Here is a 15995-nt window from a genome sequence, read left to right as displayed (position 1 = left end):
TTTTGGAAATACTTCTTTCTAAATTCAAGTTATGAAAAAATTCCTGATTTTATTTTTCAGTATTATTAATGCATCCGGTTTTTCTCAATCTACTACCAAAATTGCCGATAGTTTATACGCTGTTGGTCAATACGAGGAGGCTATTACTTTAATGCAAAAAGAAGATACTTCTTCCGTAAGAATACTGGCAGATTTGGCTAAATACTACAAAGCAAATAATAATGATATTGAGGCTTTAGAAACTTATCAGAAGATTTTAAATAAAGATTCCACTCGTGTTTTAACTGCTTTAAATTATGGCGAAACGCTACTGAATTTAGGATCGTTAGAAAGAGCGGATAGTCTTTTTGCTAAGTTAAACAGCCGCTTTCCCAAAAATGCACAATTTTATTATTCGCGGGGATTAGCTAACGAGAGAATGGAAAATGATAGCATTGCTATGGTATACTTCTCAAAAACACAAGAACTTGATAAATACCACCAAAATGCGCTTTACAAGTTATCCAAAGATCGACTTAAAAATAAGGAATATCAAGAAGCTATCGCTTTTGCAACAATTGGATTGGAAAAAAATGAAAACAACGTTTCTTTACATTCTATCATAGGGCAAACCTATTCTGTAATGGCGGTATTTTATCAGGCTATACCGCATTACGAAAAGATTATAGCATTGGGGCAGGGGAGTGAATTTATTCATTCAAAGCTGGCCTATGCGTATTATAAAGACGGTAATTTCGAAAAAGCTATTGAAAATTATAAGCAGGCTTTATTGTATGAACCGGGAAATTCTAGTACACACTATCTATTAGGGAAAATATATGCGCAAACCGGGGATTTTCAAAATTCAGAATTACATCTTCTTATGGCAATTAAAATTAAAGACCAGCCAATGGAAGCCGAGTATTTTAGTTTAGCCTTAACCTATAAAAATTTAGAAGAACACAAGAAAGCTTTTGATTGGTTTCAGAAAACATTAAAAGAAAATCCAGACCATATTAGGGCAATGTATGAGCGCGCAGTTGCTGCCGATAATTATTTTAAAGATCTGGATACCAAAATAAATTATTATCAGGCGTTTTGGAATAAATATTATGGAGATGATCCTAACTATCTCGCGAAAGATATGCTGTATTTAACTAAAAATAGAATTAGCGATTTAAAGGAAAAAAAGCACATGTTAGCTGAAAAAATAGAGAAAGCCGAAACAAAAGATTCTTTAGCTGAAGTAGAGGCTAAATCTACCGATCTGGCGACGCAGGAAAATTAGCATAAAATTCATCTAATCTTGGGGTTAAGCGCAATTTGATTATTTTTGAAGTTACAAGCCGAAGATTTGATGAAAATAAGATTACTTCCAGTTTTAGTATTATTAATTATTTCCTGCAATTTTGAGACTAAGAAAATCTCTTCTGAAGAGGTTTTAGAGCAGGAATCCAGAGCCCTTAATTGGAAAGAAGTCGATGAATATCCGGCCTTTGAAAATTGCCAACAAGAAACCGAGCTTGCTGCCGCTAAGCGATGTTTTGAAACCAAAGTTGCAGAAAATATCTATGCATATTTAGAAAAACAGCAGCCCATAGTAAGTAAAAGTATCGATGATACTATTTTTATTTATCTTGAAGTTACCAAAAAAGGAAAACCAGAAATAGATTCTATTTCAGTAATCGATAGCACAGTAACCAATCAATTACCAAAAATAGAAAGTTGGTTACGAGAAAGTATCGATTCTTTACCTAAAATCTATCCCGCCAGTAAACGCGGTATCCCGGTGTCTACCGCTTTCAAAATGCCAGTAGTGATAAAAGCGGAATAAATTTAAAAATCAATTATTCAGCATTTCTTATTCTAGATAAGAACTAAAAGCAAGGTCTGTTACCGTAAGGATCTTTCTCGTGATCTATAGTGTAATTAAACTCTTTCCCATCTCTACCTCGAGTATAAGTCACATAGTCCCAAACGCCAGAATGTATGAGCGTATAAGTACCGTTTACTTCACCCTTATAGATCTCATCATAATATTTGGTAATTGTAGGATGAGCGCCACCTTCAGAATATTCTTCTTTGGTATATTTTAAGTCGATAGTTTCTTTCTGTCCCTCGTACTTAACTTTATTGGCTTTCCCATCTTCACCGAGTTCTATCCAAATTCTTTTGTTTTTATCATTATCAGAAGTGTAGCAAATATATTGAAGCTGCTCGTTATTGCTTTCTGATTTATTTGTAGGCGTAGCCGAATCTATTTTAGTTTCCTGCTTTTTTTCGCTTTCTACAACCTCTTGTTTAGGTTTTTCTGGTTGCTCATAGCTATCTTTATTGCTATTATCTTTACAAGAAATAAAAAGCGTTGATGCAATTACTGAAACTGATAATATCTTTCTAAATGTCATTTCTGTGTATATAAATTTTAATTGCCAATTACAACATTCCATTTTCTAACAGAATATTCTTTTATGAGTCCGTTTTTGAAGTAAGGATCATTTTCAGCAAAATTCGTTGCAGCCGATTCAGATTCAGATTTAAAAATAAAAATCGCTTTATCAGCGGGCTCGTCCAATGCTCCAGCCATTACGATTTCTCCGTTTGCTTCGCCTTTTTTGGCCATTGCTAGATGTTCTTCACGGTATTTCCCTCGTTCTTCCAAATAAGAGTCTACCAGGTGATAAGTTAGGATATAATAATTCATAGTTTGTTTTTTTAAATATAAGGAATAGAAATTAGATTAAGAGACAAGAGACAAGAGACAAGAGACAAGAGACAAGAGACAAGAGACAAAAGGTTTAAATTGAATAAAATTTCTCCATCCCGCTGTGCTTCAGTCTAAATGATCTCTAGTGCAAATTGCTAATTGTCTACTGAATTTTGTAAACTGTAAACTGTCAACTGCCCACTTCTATGTGAATAAGGTTTCTCGGCTTCATAGTGTTTTGCTCCAAATGACATTTTTTATCACGTTGACCAAAAGTAGAGAATTTTTTAATTGCTGAAAGCTTAAGGCTGTCTGCTAATTGTTTATTGAATTTTGTCAATTGAATTCATCTCTTAAACCTTCTTCCTTTCCAGTTGTAACCTCCAAATAGCGAAAGAATGGCAACATAAACCGAGAAGAATGGATATAGCACACTGCTAATTAGATATTTTCTCATTAGTGATTCATTTTTAAAGAGAATCGTTCCGCGATAAAGCAACACAAAATCCAGGTTAAATTTCACTAAAAATAAGATCATAAAATAAGGAAAGGGGAATAATTTGAAAATACCGAAAAGCAGGCTCAAACTGAAAGCAATGTTCATATTAAAAACGATTAGTCCCGTTAGTTTGGCGAAATTGCTGGTGTACGCTGAGGTTTTTGAAGCCCACCGAATACGTTGCTGTACCAGTCGCTTAAAACTCGATTGTGGTTTGGTTTTTACAATCGCATTTTGGTCTTTTAAGAAAGTCACTTTTAATTGCTGCTGAATAAATTTTTGCAGTAAAAACACATCATCTCCGCTGGCAATTTCAGAGTTTCCTTCAAATCCATTTTGCTTAACAAATGATTCTTTTTTATAACAAAGATTAGCCCCGTTTGCCATAAAAGCTTTTTTGATTCCAAACGCTCCAGCTCCCGTAATCTGTAAGCTTAAAAAATCTAGCGCTTCAAAAGAAGTCACGAATTTTTTGTCGGTAATCTCAATCTTTACCGGTGCAGCAATCATTACCGAGTTATTTTCTAAAATTTCAGTATTAAAACTTTGTAGCCAGTTTTGCGGTATTTTACAATCGGCATCGGTGGTGAGAATATATTCTAATTGTGCCATTTCAATTGCAGTTTTTATGGCATCTTTCTTCGGGGAATTCGAAATGCGATGGTTCTGTAAAACTTTCAGGTTAAGCTGAGGTTGAGTTTCGATAAATTCGGCAATAATTTTTTCTGAATCGTCTTCAGATTCATCATTGATCAAAAGAATTTCAAAAAGCTTAAAAGGGTAATTCAGTATAGCTAGGCTTTCAAGTAAATCGGGTAGATTTTCAGCTTCATTTCTAAACGGAATTATAATCGAAAAACGGGTTTTAGGTGGCTCGTAATTATCAGTAGAAGGCTTTAACGAATTCCAACCTTTTAAAAACGCCAGCATTAAAGCTGCATATAAAATGGCGATTAGAATTACAAATATCAGCATCTGGGCAAGTTTAGTGCAAATATAGATTTCCGTAGCTTTGCAAAAGGGGAATTATAAAATTTCTCCACAAAAACTGAAGAATTTGAGCGAAAAGATCATTTTAGGAATCGACCCGGGAACCACAATTATGGGGTTTGGATTGATAAAGGTGAAGAATAAGAAGATGGAGTTTTTACAGTTGAATGAATTGCAGCTGAAAAAATATGATGATCACTACGTGAAACTGAAATTGATTTTTGAGCGTACCATCGAGCTTATTGAAACCTTTCATCCAGATGAAATTGCGATTGAAGCGCCTTTCTTCGGGAAAAACGTACAATCGATGCTGAAGCTAGGTAGAGCGCAGGGAGTAGCAATGGCAGCCGGACTTTCGCGTGAAATCCCAATTACAGAGTATCTCCCAAAAAAGATCAAAATGGCGATTACCGGTAACGGTAGCGCGAGTAAAGAGCAGGTAGCAAAAATGCTGCAAAGTATGCTAAACTTAAAAACATTGCCCAAAAACCTGGATTCTACCGATGGTTTGGCGGCAGCAGTTTGCCATTTCTATAATTCTGGTCGCACCGAGATTGGTAAAAGTTACACCGGTTGGGATGCTTTTGTCAAACAAAATCCTGGGAAAGTTAAGTGATCAGTAAGCAATAATCAGTTCACAATTAACAGAAGATATGAATGACTTTAAAGATAATCCATTAAAGAAAAAATCTTATGACTTCGCACTTCAAATTGTTCAGGTTTCTAAAAAGTTGATGACTGAAAAAAGAGAATTTATACTTTCTAAACAATTACTAAAATCTGGTACTTCGATCGGCGCTAATGTAGCGGAAGCCAATGGGGCAATCTCTAATGCTGATTTTTCAGCAAAAATATCGATCGCTTATAAAGAAAGCTTAGAAACAAAGTATTGGTTGTCACTTCTAAAAGATTCAGATTATCTGCAGTTAGAGAGTTTTGAAAGTCTTCATAAAGATTGCGACGAAATATCTCGAATACTGTATTCAATTTTGAAGAAAACGAGGCTAAATAAATAAGCCATTGTTTATTGATCATTGCTAATTGTTAATTGAATTAAATGAGCGGAATCTACATTCATATCCCATTTTGTAAGCAGGCGTGTCATTACTGCGATTTTCATTTTTCGACCTCATTAAAGAAGAAAAGTGAGCTGATTGTCGCATTGCGAAAGGAGTTAATACTTCGGAAAAATGAGTTGCCAGATGAACCGATTCAAACCATTTATTTTGGTGGTGGGACACCCAGTTTGCTTAATCTAGAAGAACTGAATGCGATTTTTGATACAATTTATACTGAATTCAATATTGCTAAAAACCCTGAAATAACACTGGAAGCGAATCCCGACGACCTTTCAGAAGAGAAAATAGGAGAACTGGCGGCTTCAAAAATTAACCGACTAAGTATTGGCGTGCAATCTTTTTTTGAAGAAGATCTAAAATTAATGAATCGTGCACATAATGCAGAAGAAGCTTTAAAATCTATAAAACTAGCCAGATCGAAATTCGATAATATTTCGGTTGATTTAATTTACGGAGTACCGGGAATGAGCGATGAACGCTGGAAAGAAAACATTCATATTCTACTGGATTTAGGAATTTCCCATATTTCAAGTTATGCTTTAACGGTCGAGCCAAATACGGCGTTGCAAAAATTCATCGAAAAAGGAAAAGTAAAACCCGTAGATGATGCCGCTGCTGCTCAGCATTTTGAGATTCTAAGAACGACCCTCAAAAATGCCGGATTTGAGCATTACGAGTTTTCAAATTATGGGAAACCCGGTTATTTTTCGCAAAACAACACCGCATATTGGTTAGGAAAACCCTATTTAGGAATTGGGCCTTCAGCGCATTCGTATGACGGGAATTGTAGAAAATGGAATGTTGCGAACAACACGCTTTATATCAAAGCGATCGAAAAATCTGAATTACCTCTCGAAATTGAAGAGTTAAGTACAACAGATCGTTATAATGAATATATTATGACGCGTTTGCGAACTCATTTTGGCGTAGATCTTAAAGAAATTGAATCAAAATTCGGTAAAAAATATCTGGAATATTTAAAGGAACAGTCGGCTATTTTATTTCAGAAAGAACTTCTAAGAACCGAAGATAACGTGATGCGAATAACAGAAAAAGGAACTTTTTTAAGTGATGGAATCGCAGCAGATTTGTTTTATATTGATTAGTAGTTCGATGTTAGACCACTTCGCTTTTAGATATTAGAATTTAGGCAGAAGTATTAATTATATGCTATATTTTGAATGCTGAATTTTAATTCTACAATGATCATCTTTTAGTTTAAGGTTGAAACGAACATTGAAAATGAAATAACTTTGCGGTGAGTTTACTCTTACATACTTCGAAAATTAATCGCTAATTTTACGTGAGAATTCACAAAGTCTCATTAATAAAATTCTTAGGTTAGATCACACATTATGCTTGCACAAATTCAGTATGAGGGAGAAAGTTTTACGATCGATTTTTCGAAACCAATCGATATTTCGCTGAGTTTGCGTGGCGATGGTAAAAACCCAATAGCCTGGTATTTAGATGCTCCTAAGATCACACCATTTAGAGATGGTGATTTTGTAGGGAAAATTTCAGAAGGCGCTTCAGTGAATTTTAATAATATTCAGTTTAATCCGCATGGGCATGGCACGCATACCGAGTGTGTTGGACATATCAGTAAAGATTTTTTCAGTATAAATCAAACACTCAAAAACTTCTTCTTCAAAGCAAAACTGATTTCTGTGGCTCCGGAAAATCATGGAGAAGATCAGGTAATTTCCGAAGAAATTTTAAAAAAGCAATTGGGCGATTCCTGCCCGGCAGCTCTTGTGATTAGAACGATACCTAATTATGCCGAAAAGCGAACAAAAAAATATTCGCATACTAATTGGCCTTATTTATCTGAAGCTGCGATGCTATACATCCGTAAATTAAATGTAAAGCACATGCTTATAGATTTACCATCGGTAGATAAAGAAAAGGATGAAGGGAAACTATTGGCACATAAAGCTTTTTGGGATTATCCTAAAAATACTCGATTTGATGCGACTATCACAGAGCTTGTGTACATTCCCAACCAGATTAAAGACGGAGCATATTTTCTGAATCTGCAAATTGCATCTTTCGAGAATGATGCTTCGCCTTCTAAACCGGTATTGTATAAAATTCAGTAAAATTAGAATCGCAAAGATAGCCCCAAGCCACTGCCAGAAGCTAAAATATTTAATTCTGTTGTGAAATTATTTGTTTGCCTTTCTAAAGAGTTGTTGTACAGATCTACCGCTTGTTTTGCTTTTTTACTGGCACTAGAAGATAATGGTATAGCTACTGCAACCAGGCCTGCACCAATACCCGCCAAAGCCCAATTAGGATCGCCACCACCAATGGCTTCTCCCAATGGCCAGCCAATTAATCCGCCGCCGGCAACAGAAAGGATAGAGGTGAAAACCGTTGTTGTTTTAGCCTTTCTTATTAAATCCTGAGCTTCTGGAATATCTTCAGTAATTGCAGTAAGATCTCTTAAACTTAATGTATTTTCGTTTTGAGTAAATTTATAACTTCCAAAAACTTTTTCGTATTCAATTTTTTGTGCATGAGATAAGTTTAATGAAGTAATGAACATGGCAAGAATGATGATTTTTTTCATGATTTTAATTGTTAGATTTTGCCGAAAATTAAATTAAAAATCAATATCTAAATCGTTAATTTTTAGGTTAATATAAAATTTTATGAATGCTATTGTAAAGCTTGAGGAATTGGCCATGATGGCTTTAGGTATTTTTGCTTTTTATTTCTTACATTTTTCTTGGTGGTGGTTTGTAGGCTTATTTTTTATGCCAGATATGGGTATGATTGGATATGCTTTTAATAATAAAACAGGAGCTTTTTTATACAATTTATTTCATCATAAAGGGCTGGCAATTTGGTTTTGGCTAGTAGGGTTTCATTTACAGTTAGAGGTTTTACAATTAATAGGTGTAATTTTGTTTTCTCATTCGGCTTTTGATCGTATTTTGGGGTACGGACTCAAATATGAGCAAGGTTTTAAATTCACTCATTTAGGAGAAATCGGTAAATAATATGGAGTTACTTTTTATCGGGCTGGCAGCTGGAGCTATTGTAGCGTATTTTATTTTTAGAACGTTTAATAAAGATCGTTCTAAAATTAAAACCAAGGAGCAGTCGGTTGTTTTAATGGAGAAAATTAGGAGCGTTTGTAAGTTTATAACGGTCGAAGGTGATTTTTCTGAAATCTATCATTACGAAAATCTAAAAGAGAAATACATAAGCTTGATTTTTGGTAAAAAGAAAGCTATTGTTTTAATAAGTGCAAAAGCGCACGTTGGTTTTGATCTTAGCAAAATAAAAATGGAAAGTGATAATGAATCAAAAAAAATTGTGCTTACCAATTTTCCGCAGCCAGAACTGCTAACCGTAGAAACCGATTTTAAATATTACGACAAGCGCGAAGGCTGGGCAAATCCTTTTACAACTTCAGATCTTACCGATATTAATCGCGATGCTAAAAAACATATTGTCGATAAAATTCCGGAAAGTGGATTGTTGGAACAAGCTAAAAAAGAAGCTTTGGATACGATCCTGTTAATGGAAAACATCGTACAGACAATCGGCTGGACCTTAGATTATTCGGCTTTGGTTTTGGATGAAGCCGAGATTAAGAAAATTGAAAATAAAGAATCCTAAAAACAATTTTATGGATATCGATACTTTTAGAGATTATTGCTTAAACAAAAAAGAAGTGACCGAGCATATGCCATTTGGACCAGAAACTTTGGTTTTTAAAGTGATGGGAAAGATGTTTGCATTGGTTTCCCTAGATGCAGTGCCGCTTCGCATAAATTTAAAATGTAATCCAGATAAAAGCTTAGAGCTTCGGGAAGAGTTTGATGGAAAAATTATTCCGGGATATCACATGAATAAACAACATTGGAATACGATGATTCTCGATGGGCAAATTCCTGCAAAATTAATTTTTGAACTTACAGACCATTCTTATCAACTTATCGTTGATGGACTAAATAAAAATCAAAAACAAGAATTCGACGAATTATAATGGCAAAACACATCGATTTTTATAAAAAACAGATTGAAATTCATCAAAAAATAGCTGATAAGCTTTCAAAGCAATTACTGGCTTCTAGTTTATTAAGATTGGCCGTTTTTATAATTATTGGTTTTCTTATTTATTTTTACTGGGGAGAAACCAAAATTATGATGGCTGCAATTATTGGAGGTATTGCCATATTCTTATATTTAGTTTCACGGCATAGCAATCTTAAATATAAAAGTGATAAACAGAAATCTTTAATTAAGTTAAATCAAACTGAAATTGATGTGATGCAGTCTAGGCAATTTCAGGAGTTGCCAGATGGTAGCGAATTTGAAGTTCAAAATCACGATTATGCCCAAGATATCGATCTCTTCGGAAGGGGTTCCTTCTTTCAGTATTTAAACAGAACGGCACTGTACCAAGGCACTAAAAAGTTGGTGGATATTTTGCTGGCTAATGATATTGAAAGTATTACCAAGAAACAAGAAACAGTTAAAGAATTAGCTGCAAAAGCCAAATGGCGACAAGAATTTAGTGCTACCGCAAGTCTTGTAAAAACAACCGAATCGTCAACCACGATAGTTAATTGGTTTAGAAACTACAAACGCTTTGTACCAAAGTTTATAAAATGGCTTTCTCCGCTATTCTCATTGTTATCTGTAGCTATAATCGCAGGATATATTCTTGGTTTTGTTACTGAATTTCAGCTGTTACTATGGCTTATTGTTGGGATCTTGATCACTGGCGTTTTCTTAAAACGGATCAATTTGCTTTCGGGGAGCGTTTCTAAAATTCAGGATACTTTTCACCAATATCACCAATTGTTGGGAATGTTAGAAAACGAGGAGTTTTCTTCAGCAATAATGACAGCCAAAAAGAAAGCGATTAGAACCGAAAATAAAAAAGCTTCTGAAATTTTTAAGGAATTTTCTAAAGCCATCGATGCCCTGGATCAACGTAATAATATGATATTTGGCGTTATTGGTAACGGATTTTTACTTTGGGATTTGCGCCAGTCTTTAAAGTTGGAAAACTGGATCGAAAACTATGGATTTCAGGTTGAAAATTGGTTTGATGTAATTGAAGTGACCGATGCTTATAATTCGTTAGGAAACTTCAGTTTTAATCATCCAGATTATACTTTTCCGAAGATTAATTCCGTAGAAAAAGGAATCGAAGCAACTCAATTAGCACATCCACTACTGCATCCTGAAAAGCGCGTAGCCAATGATTTTTATATCGACAGTAAAGAATTTTTTATTGTTACTGGAGCAAATATGGCCGGGAAAAGTACGTTTTTAAGAACGGTTTCCCTGCAAATTGTGATGAGCAATATTGGTTTGCCGGTTTGTGCTGAAGATTGTTCTTATACGCCCATAAAATTAATTACCAGTATGCGCACCAGCGATTCTTTGAGTGATGACGAATCGTACTTTTTTTCTGAATTAAAACGACTTAAATATATCGTAAATCGAATTAAAGATAATCGATATTTTATAATTTTGGATGAAATTTTAAAGGGGACAAACAGTATCGATAAAGCGAGCGGTTCTAAAAAGTTTGTTCGAAAATTGGTAAATTCTCATTCTAACGGAATTATCGCAACGCACGATTTAAGTCTTTGTGAAATTACTGAAGAATTATCGCAGGTGAAAAACCATTATTTTGATGCTGAAATTACTAATGATGAGCTTCATTTTGATTATCGCTTTAAAGATGGGATTTGCCAAAATATGAACGCATCATTTTTATTGCGAAAAATGGAAATTGTAGATAATTAACAGATTTTTAAAATGTTAACTAACTTAATTCTTTACTCAGGATTTTCAGGAATTACCGTTTTTATTGGGGCTCTCCTGGCAAATATTTTTAATCATCATGTTAAAGAATCTCCGGTAAAATATGAAATTGTTCATTTTTTAATGTCCTTTGGTGCGGGGATCATCCTATCGGCTATAGCTTTGGTATTAATCCCAACCGGGATGGAACGCTTAAGTCTTGCCGGCATGGCTTTTTCTTTTGTGCTGGGAACGATAACATTTTTATTTATCGATAGGTATTTAGCTAAAAAGGGAGGGCAAACAGCAACGCTTTTAGCAATGATGATGGATTTTGTTCCTGAAGCTATTGCTTTGGGTGCCGTATTTGCTATCAATACCGGCATGGCGACATTACTTGCGGTTTTTATAGGACTACAAAATCTACCTGAAGCTTTTAATGCATTTCGCGATATGGTGCAAAGCGGTTATAGTATATCTAAAAGCTTGGTAATCTTTTTCTTTTTGAGTTTCTGCGGAATTTTAGGTGCGCTTTTAGGCCATTTTGTATTAAGTGATTTTCCTAATTTAACAGCACATTTAATGACCTTTGCCAGCGGAGGTATTCTATACTTATTAATACAGGAAATTATACCAGAAAGTAAACTTGATAATAATTATATCGCTTCTCTGGGAGCAAGTTTGGGGTTTTTAATAGGCATTATTGGTGAAAAATTAATTTAATGGATTCTTTAACCCAAATAGTTTTAGGCGCCTCTGTAGGAGAAGTGGTTTTAGGTAGAAAAGTTGGAAACAAAGCAATGCTTTACGGAGCGATTGCAGGTACCATTCCAGATCTAGATGTGATTGCCCGTAGTTTTACCGATACGATTACCGCCAACGAATTACATCGTGGATTTACACATTCGATATTTTTTGCTTTGGTTTTTGCACCAATTTTTGGTTGGATTATTTCTAAAATTGAAAAAAAAGCTGATGCCGATTGGAAAGATTGGTCTAAACTGATGTTCTGGGGATTGTTTACACATCCGCTGCTGGATATGTTTACTACCTGGGGGACACAACTTTTTTGGCCAGCAGATTATCGACTGGCATTTAAAACGATCTTTGTAATCGATCCTGCGTATACGCTTCCCTTTTTGTTTTTTACGTTGCTTGCTGCTTTTCGACCAAAAGGTTCTATAAGCCGAAGAAAATTAAATTCCATGGGATTACAGCTTAGTTGTTTATATCTATTTCTTATTACCATCCCATTAAAAATCTATACGTTTTACGAATTTAAAGAGGCCTTAAAAGAGCAAAATATCTCTTACGCTGAAATCGAAACAAAACCAAGTCCGTTTAACACGATTATGTGGACTGCCAACATAGCGACCGATAAATCCTATTTGGTTGGAAATTATTCTATTTTGGACGATCAACCAATAGAGTTTAGACGCTACCCAAAGAATTATCATCTTTTAGGAGAGATAAAAGAGTATCCTAATTTTAAGAAACTTGTAAAAATTTCAAAAGGATGGTATACGATTACAAAGAAAGAAGGCGATTTATATTTTAATGATCTTAGGTTTGGAACTATAGATCCTACAGGAAAGGATTCACGATTTGTCTTTAGTTATAAACTAGAAGTGAAAAACGGAATTCTTACCGCTACAGAAGTTGAAAAAAATTATGGTGATGCCTCAAAAATGATGAAAAGCCTTTTTGATAGAGTTAGAGGGAATTAGGTTTTAGTCCGTAGTTTTTGGTTGCAGAATGCAGTCTCAGTTGGCAGTAATCGGTTAGATCACTTGGCAGTCGTAGAATAGACAATGAGTAAAGGTGCAAGAATCAAGGTTTGTTGATAATTATAACAATTTCTGAATGTCACTTCGATTAGAGCAAAGCGGAATGTATAAATCTTTTTCAATTTCAAAATTTTGTTCTGATTCTCGGTTTTAGATGCTATCGTTTTTTTTATTCTAACTTCTAACTTCGGAAAGAATTATCCATAAAGTCGAGATGATCACTTTTCTTAATTCAAAATTCGAAAATCTTATTTCCATATATTCATTATCTTAGGCTCTGTAAAAGCCCTAGATTAATGAAATTAAAATTCCTTCTTTGCTCATTTTATATATTTTTAGCCAGTATTTCTTTAGCTCAAAATTCTTCAGCTAAATTAGATAGTATCCTTAAGAATGAAAGTGAACATCGAGCTTACGATTACCAAGAATATCCCTTGGGTTTACATACTGAAGAATTTTATAAATCTGAAGCCGATTTTGCCCAAAATCTTCTCGATAAGTTATCCAAAATCGATAGATCAAATCTCTCCCAAACCGAAAAGATTACGGCCGAATTAATTGAATTTAAACTCCAGGAACGTGTAGATCAATATCAATATAAAGCTTATTTGAATCCGCTTCTTTCTGATGCCGGGTTTCATGTAAGTTTGCCTTATCATGTTGCTCGATTAAATAATTACGAGCAAGTAAAACAGTATTTGAATAAGCTCAATGCGATTCCGCAATATGTTGATCAAAACCTGAATCTACTCAGAAAAGGACTAAAATTAGGGATCACGCAGCCTTTAGTTATTTTCGAGGGCTACGAGTCAACGTATAACGATCAGATCGTAAGCGATTATAACGAAAGCTTTTATTACAGTCCGTTTCAGGATTTGCCAACAAACTTAACACAAAAACAAAAAGATTCAGTATTAAAAGTGGCTAAAATAGCTGTGGAAGAAAATGTAATTCCGCAGTTTAAAAGAATAAAAAAGTTTTTTGAATCTGAATATTTCCCCAAAACCCGAAAAAGTATTGGTGTTTCTGAAATTCCAAATGGTCTGGAATATTATCAAAACCGAATTCATTATTATACCACGCTAGATCTTAAAGCTGAAGAAGTTCATGAAATTGGTTTAAAAGAAGTTGCGCGAATTAATGCTGAAATGAAAGCGATTATTGAAGAAGTAGCGTTTGATGGACGTTTTGATGAATTTATTGATTTTCTACGAACAGACGATCAGTTTTACGCCAAAACCGGAGAAGAGTTATTAAGAGAGGGGCGAGATATTGCTAAAAGAATCGACGCACAGTTACCGAGATTTTTTAAGGTTTTGCCCAGAAAGCCTTATGGAGTAGCGCCAGTACCAAGCGCTATCGCGCCAAAATATACAGCCGGGAGATATAAAGGATCTTCGTCGCCAACCGAGCCGGGATATTTTTGGATCAACACCTATAAATTAGAAAGCAGGCCAAAATATGCATTGCCGGCTTTAGCACTTCACGAAGCGGTGCCAGGACATCACTTGCAAATTTCTTTAAATGCCGAGCTAGGAGATAGTATTCCGCCTTTTCGACGTAGATTTTACCTTTCTGCTTATGGAGAAGGCTGGGGTTTGTATGCTGAAAGTTTAGGAGAAGAAATGGGGATTTATACCACACCGTATGAAAAATTTGGTCAACTAACTTACGAGCAGTGGCGCGCTTGCAGATTGGTAGTGGATACCGGGATGCATGCTAAAGGCTGGAGTCGTGAACAAGCAGTAGCATTTTTAACCAAAAATACAGCCCTTTCTTTACACGAGATCAATACCGAAATCGATCGTTATATTTCTTGGCCGGGACAGGCACTTTCTTATAAAATAGGAGAAATAAAAATTAAAGAATTACGTAAAATGGCAGAAAAAGAGTTAGGGACAGCTTTCGATATTCGTGAATTTCATAACGTAATTTTATCTCACGGAACGGTGACTTTAAAGCTGATGGAAGATTTGGTAAACAACTATATACAAAACATAAAAAATGAATAAGTCGTTCTTCGTAGTGCTTTTTATGCTGAATTCTCAGTTTTTTTTCGGGCAAACCAGGGATGATTACGATCAGGTAAAAGAATCGATAATTATAGCATATAATTCCGGAGAATATGATTCGATATTTAATAGTTATTCCGCCGAAATGCAAGGTGCATTAAGTTTAGAGAAAACAGAAGCGTTTTTTAAGAATTTAAAGAGTTCTGTAGGAAATATTATCGAATCAGAGTTTTTAACGTTTAATCCGCCGTACACTATTTATGCTACGGAATTTGGGGGCGCAGCTTTTATGTTTAGCCTGGCACTTTCAGAAAATAAAGAGATAACGGGGTTGAAGTTTACGCCATATGGAAAAGAAACAAACCTCGCTGAAGCCGATACAATGCTGGATCTCCCTTTTGAAGGCGAATGGTATGTAGTTTGGGGTGGTGATACAAAAAAAGATAATTATCATGTGGAGCATCCTGCACAAACCGGCGCTTTTGATTTTTTAGTAATCAATGATGATCTTAAAACGCATGATGGTGATGGAAGCTTTAATGAGCAATATTATGCCTTTGGAAAAGAGATTTTAGCACCGGCAGCCGGAGAAGTAGTTATGGTTGTCGATGGCATTTACGATAATATTCCCGGTAAGATTAATCCAGATTTTATGACCGGAAATACCATTGTGATCAAACTGAAAGATGGAGAGTTTTTATGGTTGGCGCATTTAAAAAAGCATTCGATTAAAGTAAAAGAAGGTGATAGGGTTGGGGAAGGACAGTTTTTAGGCTTATGCGGAAATTCTGGGAATTCTACTGAGCCACATTTGCATATGCATGTTCAGGATGAACTTAAAATTAATCAGGCAAAAGGCTTGAAGAATCATTTTAGGCGTTTAAAAGTGAAACGAAAATATATCGAAAACTACTCACCAGTTCGTGGAGATTTGATCGAGAAGATCTAATTACAGATCGCTGCTCTGTTAGATGGTAGAAATTAGATCGCTCCGCTTTCAGATTTAGAAAGGAGATTTTCTGAGAAAGAGACGGGAAATTTATTTTAAATCTTGAATGCTGAATTTTGGACGAGATTTAGATCGCATTGGCAGGTGTGATATGAAATCTACGTAGTTGTAATTTCGAGCTTGCCTAGCCGCGAGGCAGTAACGCATTAGAGAAA

18 protein-coding genes are annotated in these 15995 nt (G+C 35.0%); 14 read left to right on the top strand and 4 right to left on the bottom strand.

Annotated features, from left to right (window positions below; translation table 11 throughout):
• Nucleotides 1-31: 31 nt before the first annotated feature.
• Both PBT91_RS15465 and PBT91_RS15460 read left to right on the top strand, forming a co-directional pair.
• The gene (locus PBT91_RS15465; RefSeq protein WP_270059359.1) at nt 32-1267 is read left to right on the top strand and encodes a tetratricopeptide repeat protein; all 1236 of its coding nucleotides are present in this window, start codon (nt 32-34) and stop codon (nt 1265-1267) included.
• A 45-nt stretch (nt 1268-1312) separates the two neighbouring features.
• Entirely contained in the window at nt 1313-1813 is a 501-nt protein-coding gene (locus tag PBT91_RS15460; protein WP_270059358.1) for a hypothetical protein, read from the top strand.
• A 43-nt stretch (nt 1814-1856) separates the two neighbouring features.
• On the opposite strand, the gene PBT91_RS15455 is transcribed toward PBT91_RS15460, so the two are convergent.
• The 3 genes from PBT91_RS15455 to PBT91_RS15445 form a co-directional block, all read right to left on the bottom strand.
• On the bottom strand, nt 1857-2387 hold the full coding sequence (locus tag PBT91_RS15455) for a hypothetical protein (protein ID WP_270059357.1): 531 nt from the start codon (nt 2385-2387) through the stop codon (nt 1857-1859).
• A 17-nt stretch (nt 2388-2404) separates the two neighbouring features.
• Nucleotides 2405-2683, bottom strand: a complete 279-nt coding sequence (locus PBT91_RS15450) for a YciI-like protein (RefSeq protein ID WP_270059356.1) — start codon at nt 2681-2683, stop codon at nt 2405-2407.
• Between the two features lie 349 nt (nt 2684-3032).
• On the bottom strand, nt 3033-4160 hold the full coding sequence (locus PBT91_RS15445; protein ID WP_270059355.1) for a glycosyltransferase family 2 protein: 1128 nt from the start codon (nt 4158-4160) through the stop codon (nt 3033-3035).
• 82 nt (nt 4161-4242) lie between these two features.
• Between PBT91_RS15445 and ruvC the strand changes: the two genes are divergently transcribed.
• The 4 genes from ruvC to PBT91_RS15425 all read left to right on the top strand — a co-directional run bounded on the left by ruvC (nt 4243) and on the right by PBT91_RS15425 (nt 7356).
• On the top strand, nt 4243-4791 hold the full coding sequence (gene ruvC / locus PBT91_RS15440) for a crossover junction endodeoxyribonuclease RuvC (protein WP_443089630.1): 549 nt from the start codon (nt 4243-4245) through the stop codon (nt 4789-4791).
• A gap of 37 nt (nt 4792-4828) precedes the next feature.
• Nucleotides 4829-5191 carry a four helix bundle protein gene (locus tag PBT91_RS15435; RefSeq protein ID WP_270059354.1) on the top strand — a complete coding sequence of 121 codons (363 nt, stop codon included), beginning with the start codon at nt 4829-4831 and terminating at the stop codon, nt 5189-5191.
• A gap of 41 nt (nt 5192-5232) precedes the next feature.
• Nucleotides 5233-6360 carry a radical SAM family heme chaperone HemW gene (hemW, locus tag PBT91_RS15430; protein ID WP_270059353.1) on the top strand — a complete coding sequence of 376 codons (1128 nt, stop codon included), beginning with the start codon at nt 5233-5235 and terminating at the stop codon, nt 6358-6360.
• 249 nt (nt 6361-6609) lie between these two features.
• Entirely contained in the window at nt 6610-7356 is a 747-nt protein-coding gene (locus PBT91_RS15425) for a cyclase family protein (RefSeq protein WP_270059352.1), read from the top strand.
• 2 nt (nt 7357-7358) lie between these two features.
• On the opposite strand, the gene PBT91_RS15420 is transcribed toward PBT91_RS15425, so the two are convergent.
• Nucleotides 7359-7829 carry a hypothetical protein gene (locus PBT91_RS15420; RefSeq protein ID WP_270059351.1) on the bottom strand — a complete coding sequence of 157 codons (471 nt, stop codon included), beginning with the start codon at nt 7827-7829 and terminating at the stop codon, nt 7359-7361.
• Nucleotides 7830-7911: 82 nt separating this feature from the next.
• On the opposite strand from PBT91_RS15420, the gene PBT91_RS15415 reads away from it, so the two are divergent.
• The 8 genes from PBT91_RS15415 (at nt 7912) to PBT91_RS15380 (ending at nt 15780) form a co-directional block, all read left to right on the top strand.
• Complete coding sequence (locus PBT91_RS15415; RefSeq protein ID WP_270059350.1) at nt 7912-8262, top strand: DUF4260 domain-containing protein; 351 nt, start codon at nt 7912-7914, stop codon at nt 8260-8262.
• A gap of 1 nt (nt 8263) precedes the next feature.
• Nucleotides 8264-8887 (top strand): DUF4230 domain-containing protein, encoded by a 624-nt coding sequence (locus tag PBT91_RS15410; RefSeq protein ID WP_270059349.1) that lies wholly within the window; start codon nt 8264-8266, stop codon nt 8885-8887.
• 10 nt (nt 8888-8897) lie between these two features.
• The gene (locus PBT91_RS15405; RefSeq protein ID WP_270059348.1) at nt 8898-9257 is read left to right on the top strand and encodes an MmcQ/YjbR family DNA-binding protein; all 360 of its coding nucleotides are present in this window, start codon (nt 8898-8900) and stop codon (nt 9255-9257) included.
• Nucleotides 9257-11035, top strand: coding sequence for a MutS-related protein (locus tag PBT91_RS15400; protein WP_270059347.1), 1779 nt, complete (start codon nt 9257-9259; stop codon nt 11033-11035). The genes PBT91_RS15405 and PBT91_RS15400 overlap by 1 nt, the downstream gene beginning before the upstream one ends.
• Before the next feature lie 12 nt (nt 11036-11047).
• Nucleotides 11048-11755: a ZIP family metal transporter gene (locus PBT91_RS15395; protein WP_270059346.1), complete on the top strand. Its 708-nt coding sequence runs from the start codon at nt 11048-11050 to the stop codon at nt 11753-11755.
• Nucleotides 11755-12759 (top strand): metal-dependent hydrolase, encoded by a 1005-nt coding sequence (locus PBT91_RS15390; RefSeq protein WP_270059345.1) that lies wholly within the window; start codon nt 11755-11757, stop codon nt 12757-12759. The genes PBT91_RS15395 and PBT91_RS15390 overlap by 1 nt, the downstream gene beginning before the upstream one ends.
• Nucleotides 12760-13115: 356 nt before the next feature.
• Nucleotides 13116-14831, top strand: coding sequence for a DUF885 domain-containing protein (locus tag PBT91_RS15385; protein ID WP_270059344.1), 1716 nt, complete (start codon nt 13116-13118; stop codon nt 14829-14831).
• The gene (locus PBT91_RS15380; protein ID WP_270059343.1) at nt 14824-15780 is read left to right on the top strand and encodes a peptidoglycan DD-metalloendopeptidase family protein; all 957 of its coding nucleotides are present in this window, start codon (nt 14824-14826) and stop codon (nt 15778-15780) included. Before PBT91_RS15385 ends, PBT91_RS15380 begins: the two co-directional genes overlap by 8 nt.
• Nucleotides 15781-15995: the final 215 nt, after the last annotated feature.

The sequence above is a fragment of the Zunongwangia sp. HGR-M22 genome (assembly GCF_027594425.1).
Classification (GTDB): domain Bacteria; phylum Bacteroidota; class Bacteroidia; order Flavobacteriales; family Flavobacteriaceae; genus Zunongwangia.
The sequence above is the reverse complement of the archived record's forward strand: the minus strand, read 5'-3'. Positions and strand labels throughout refer to the sequence as shown.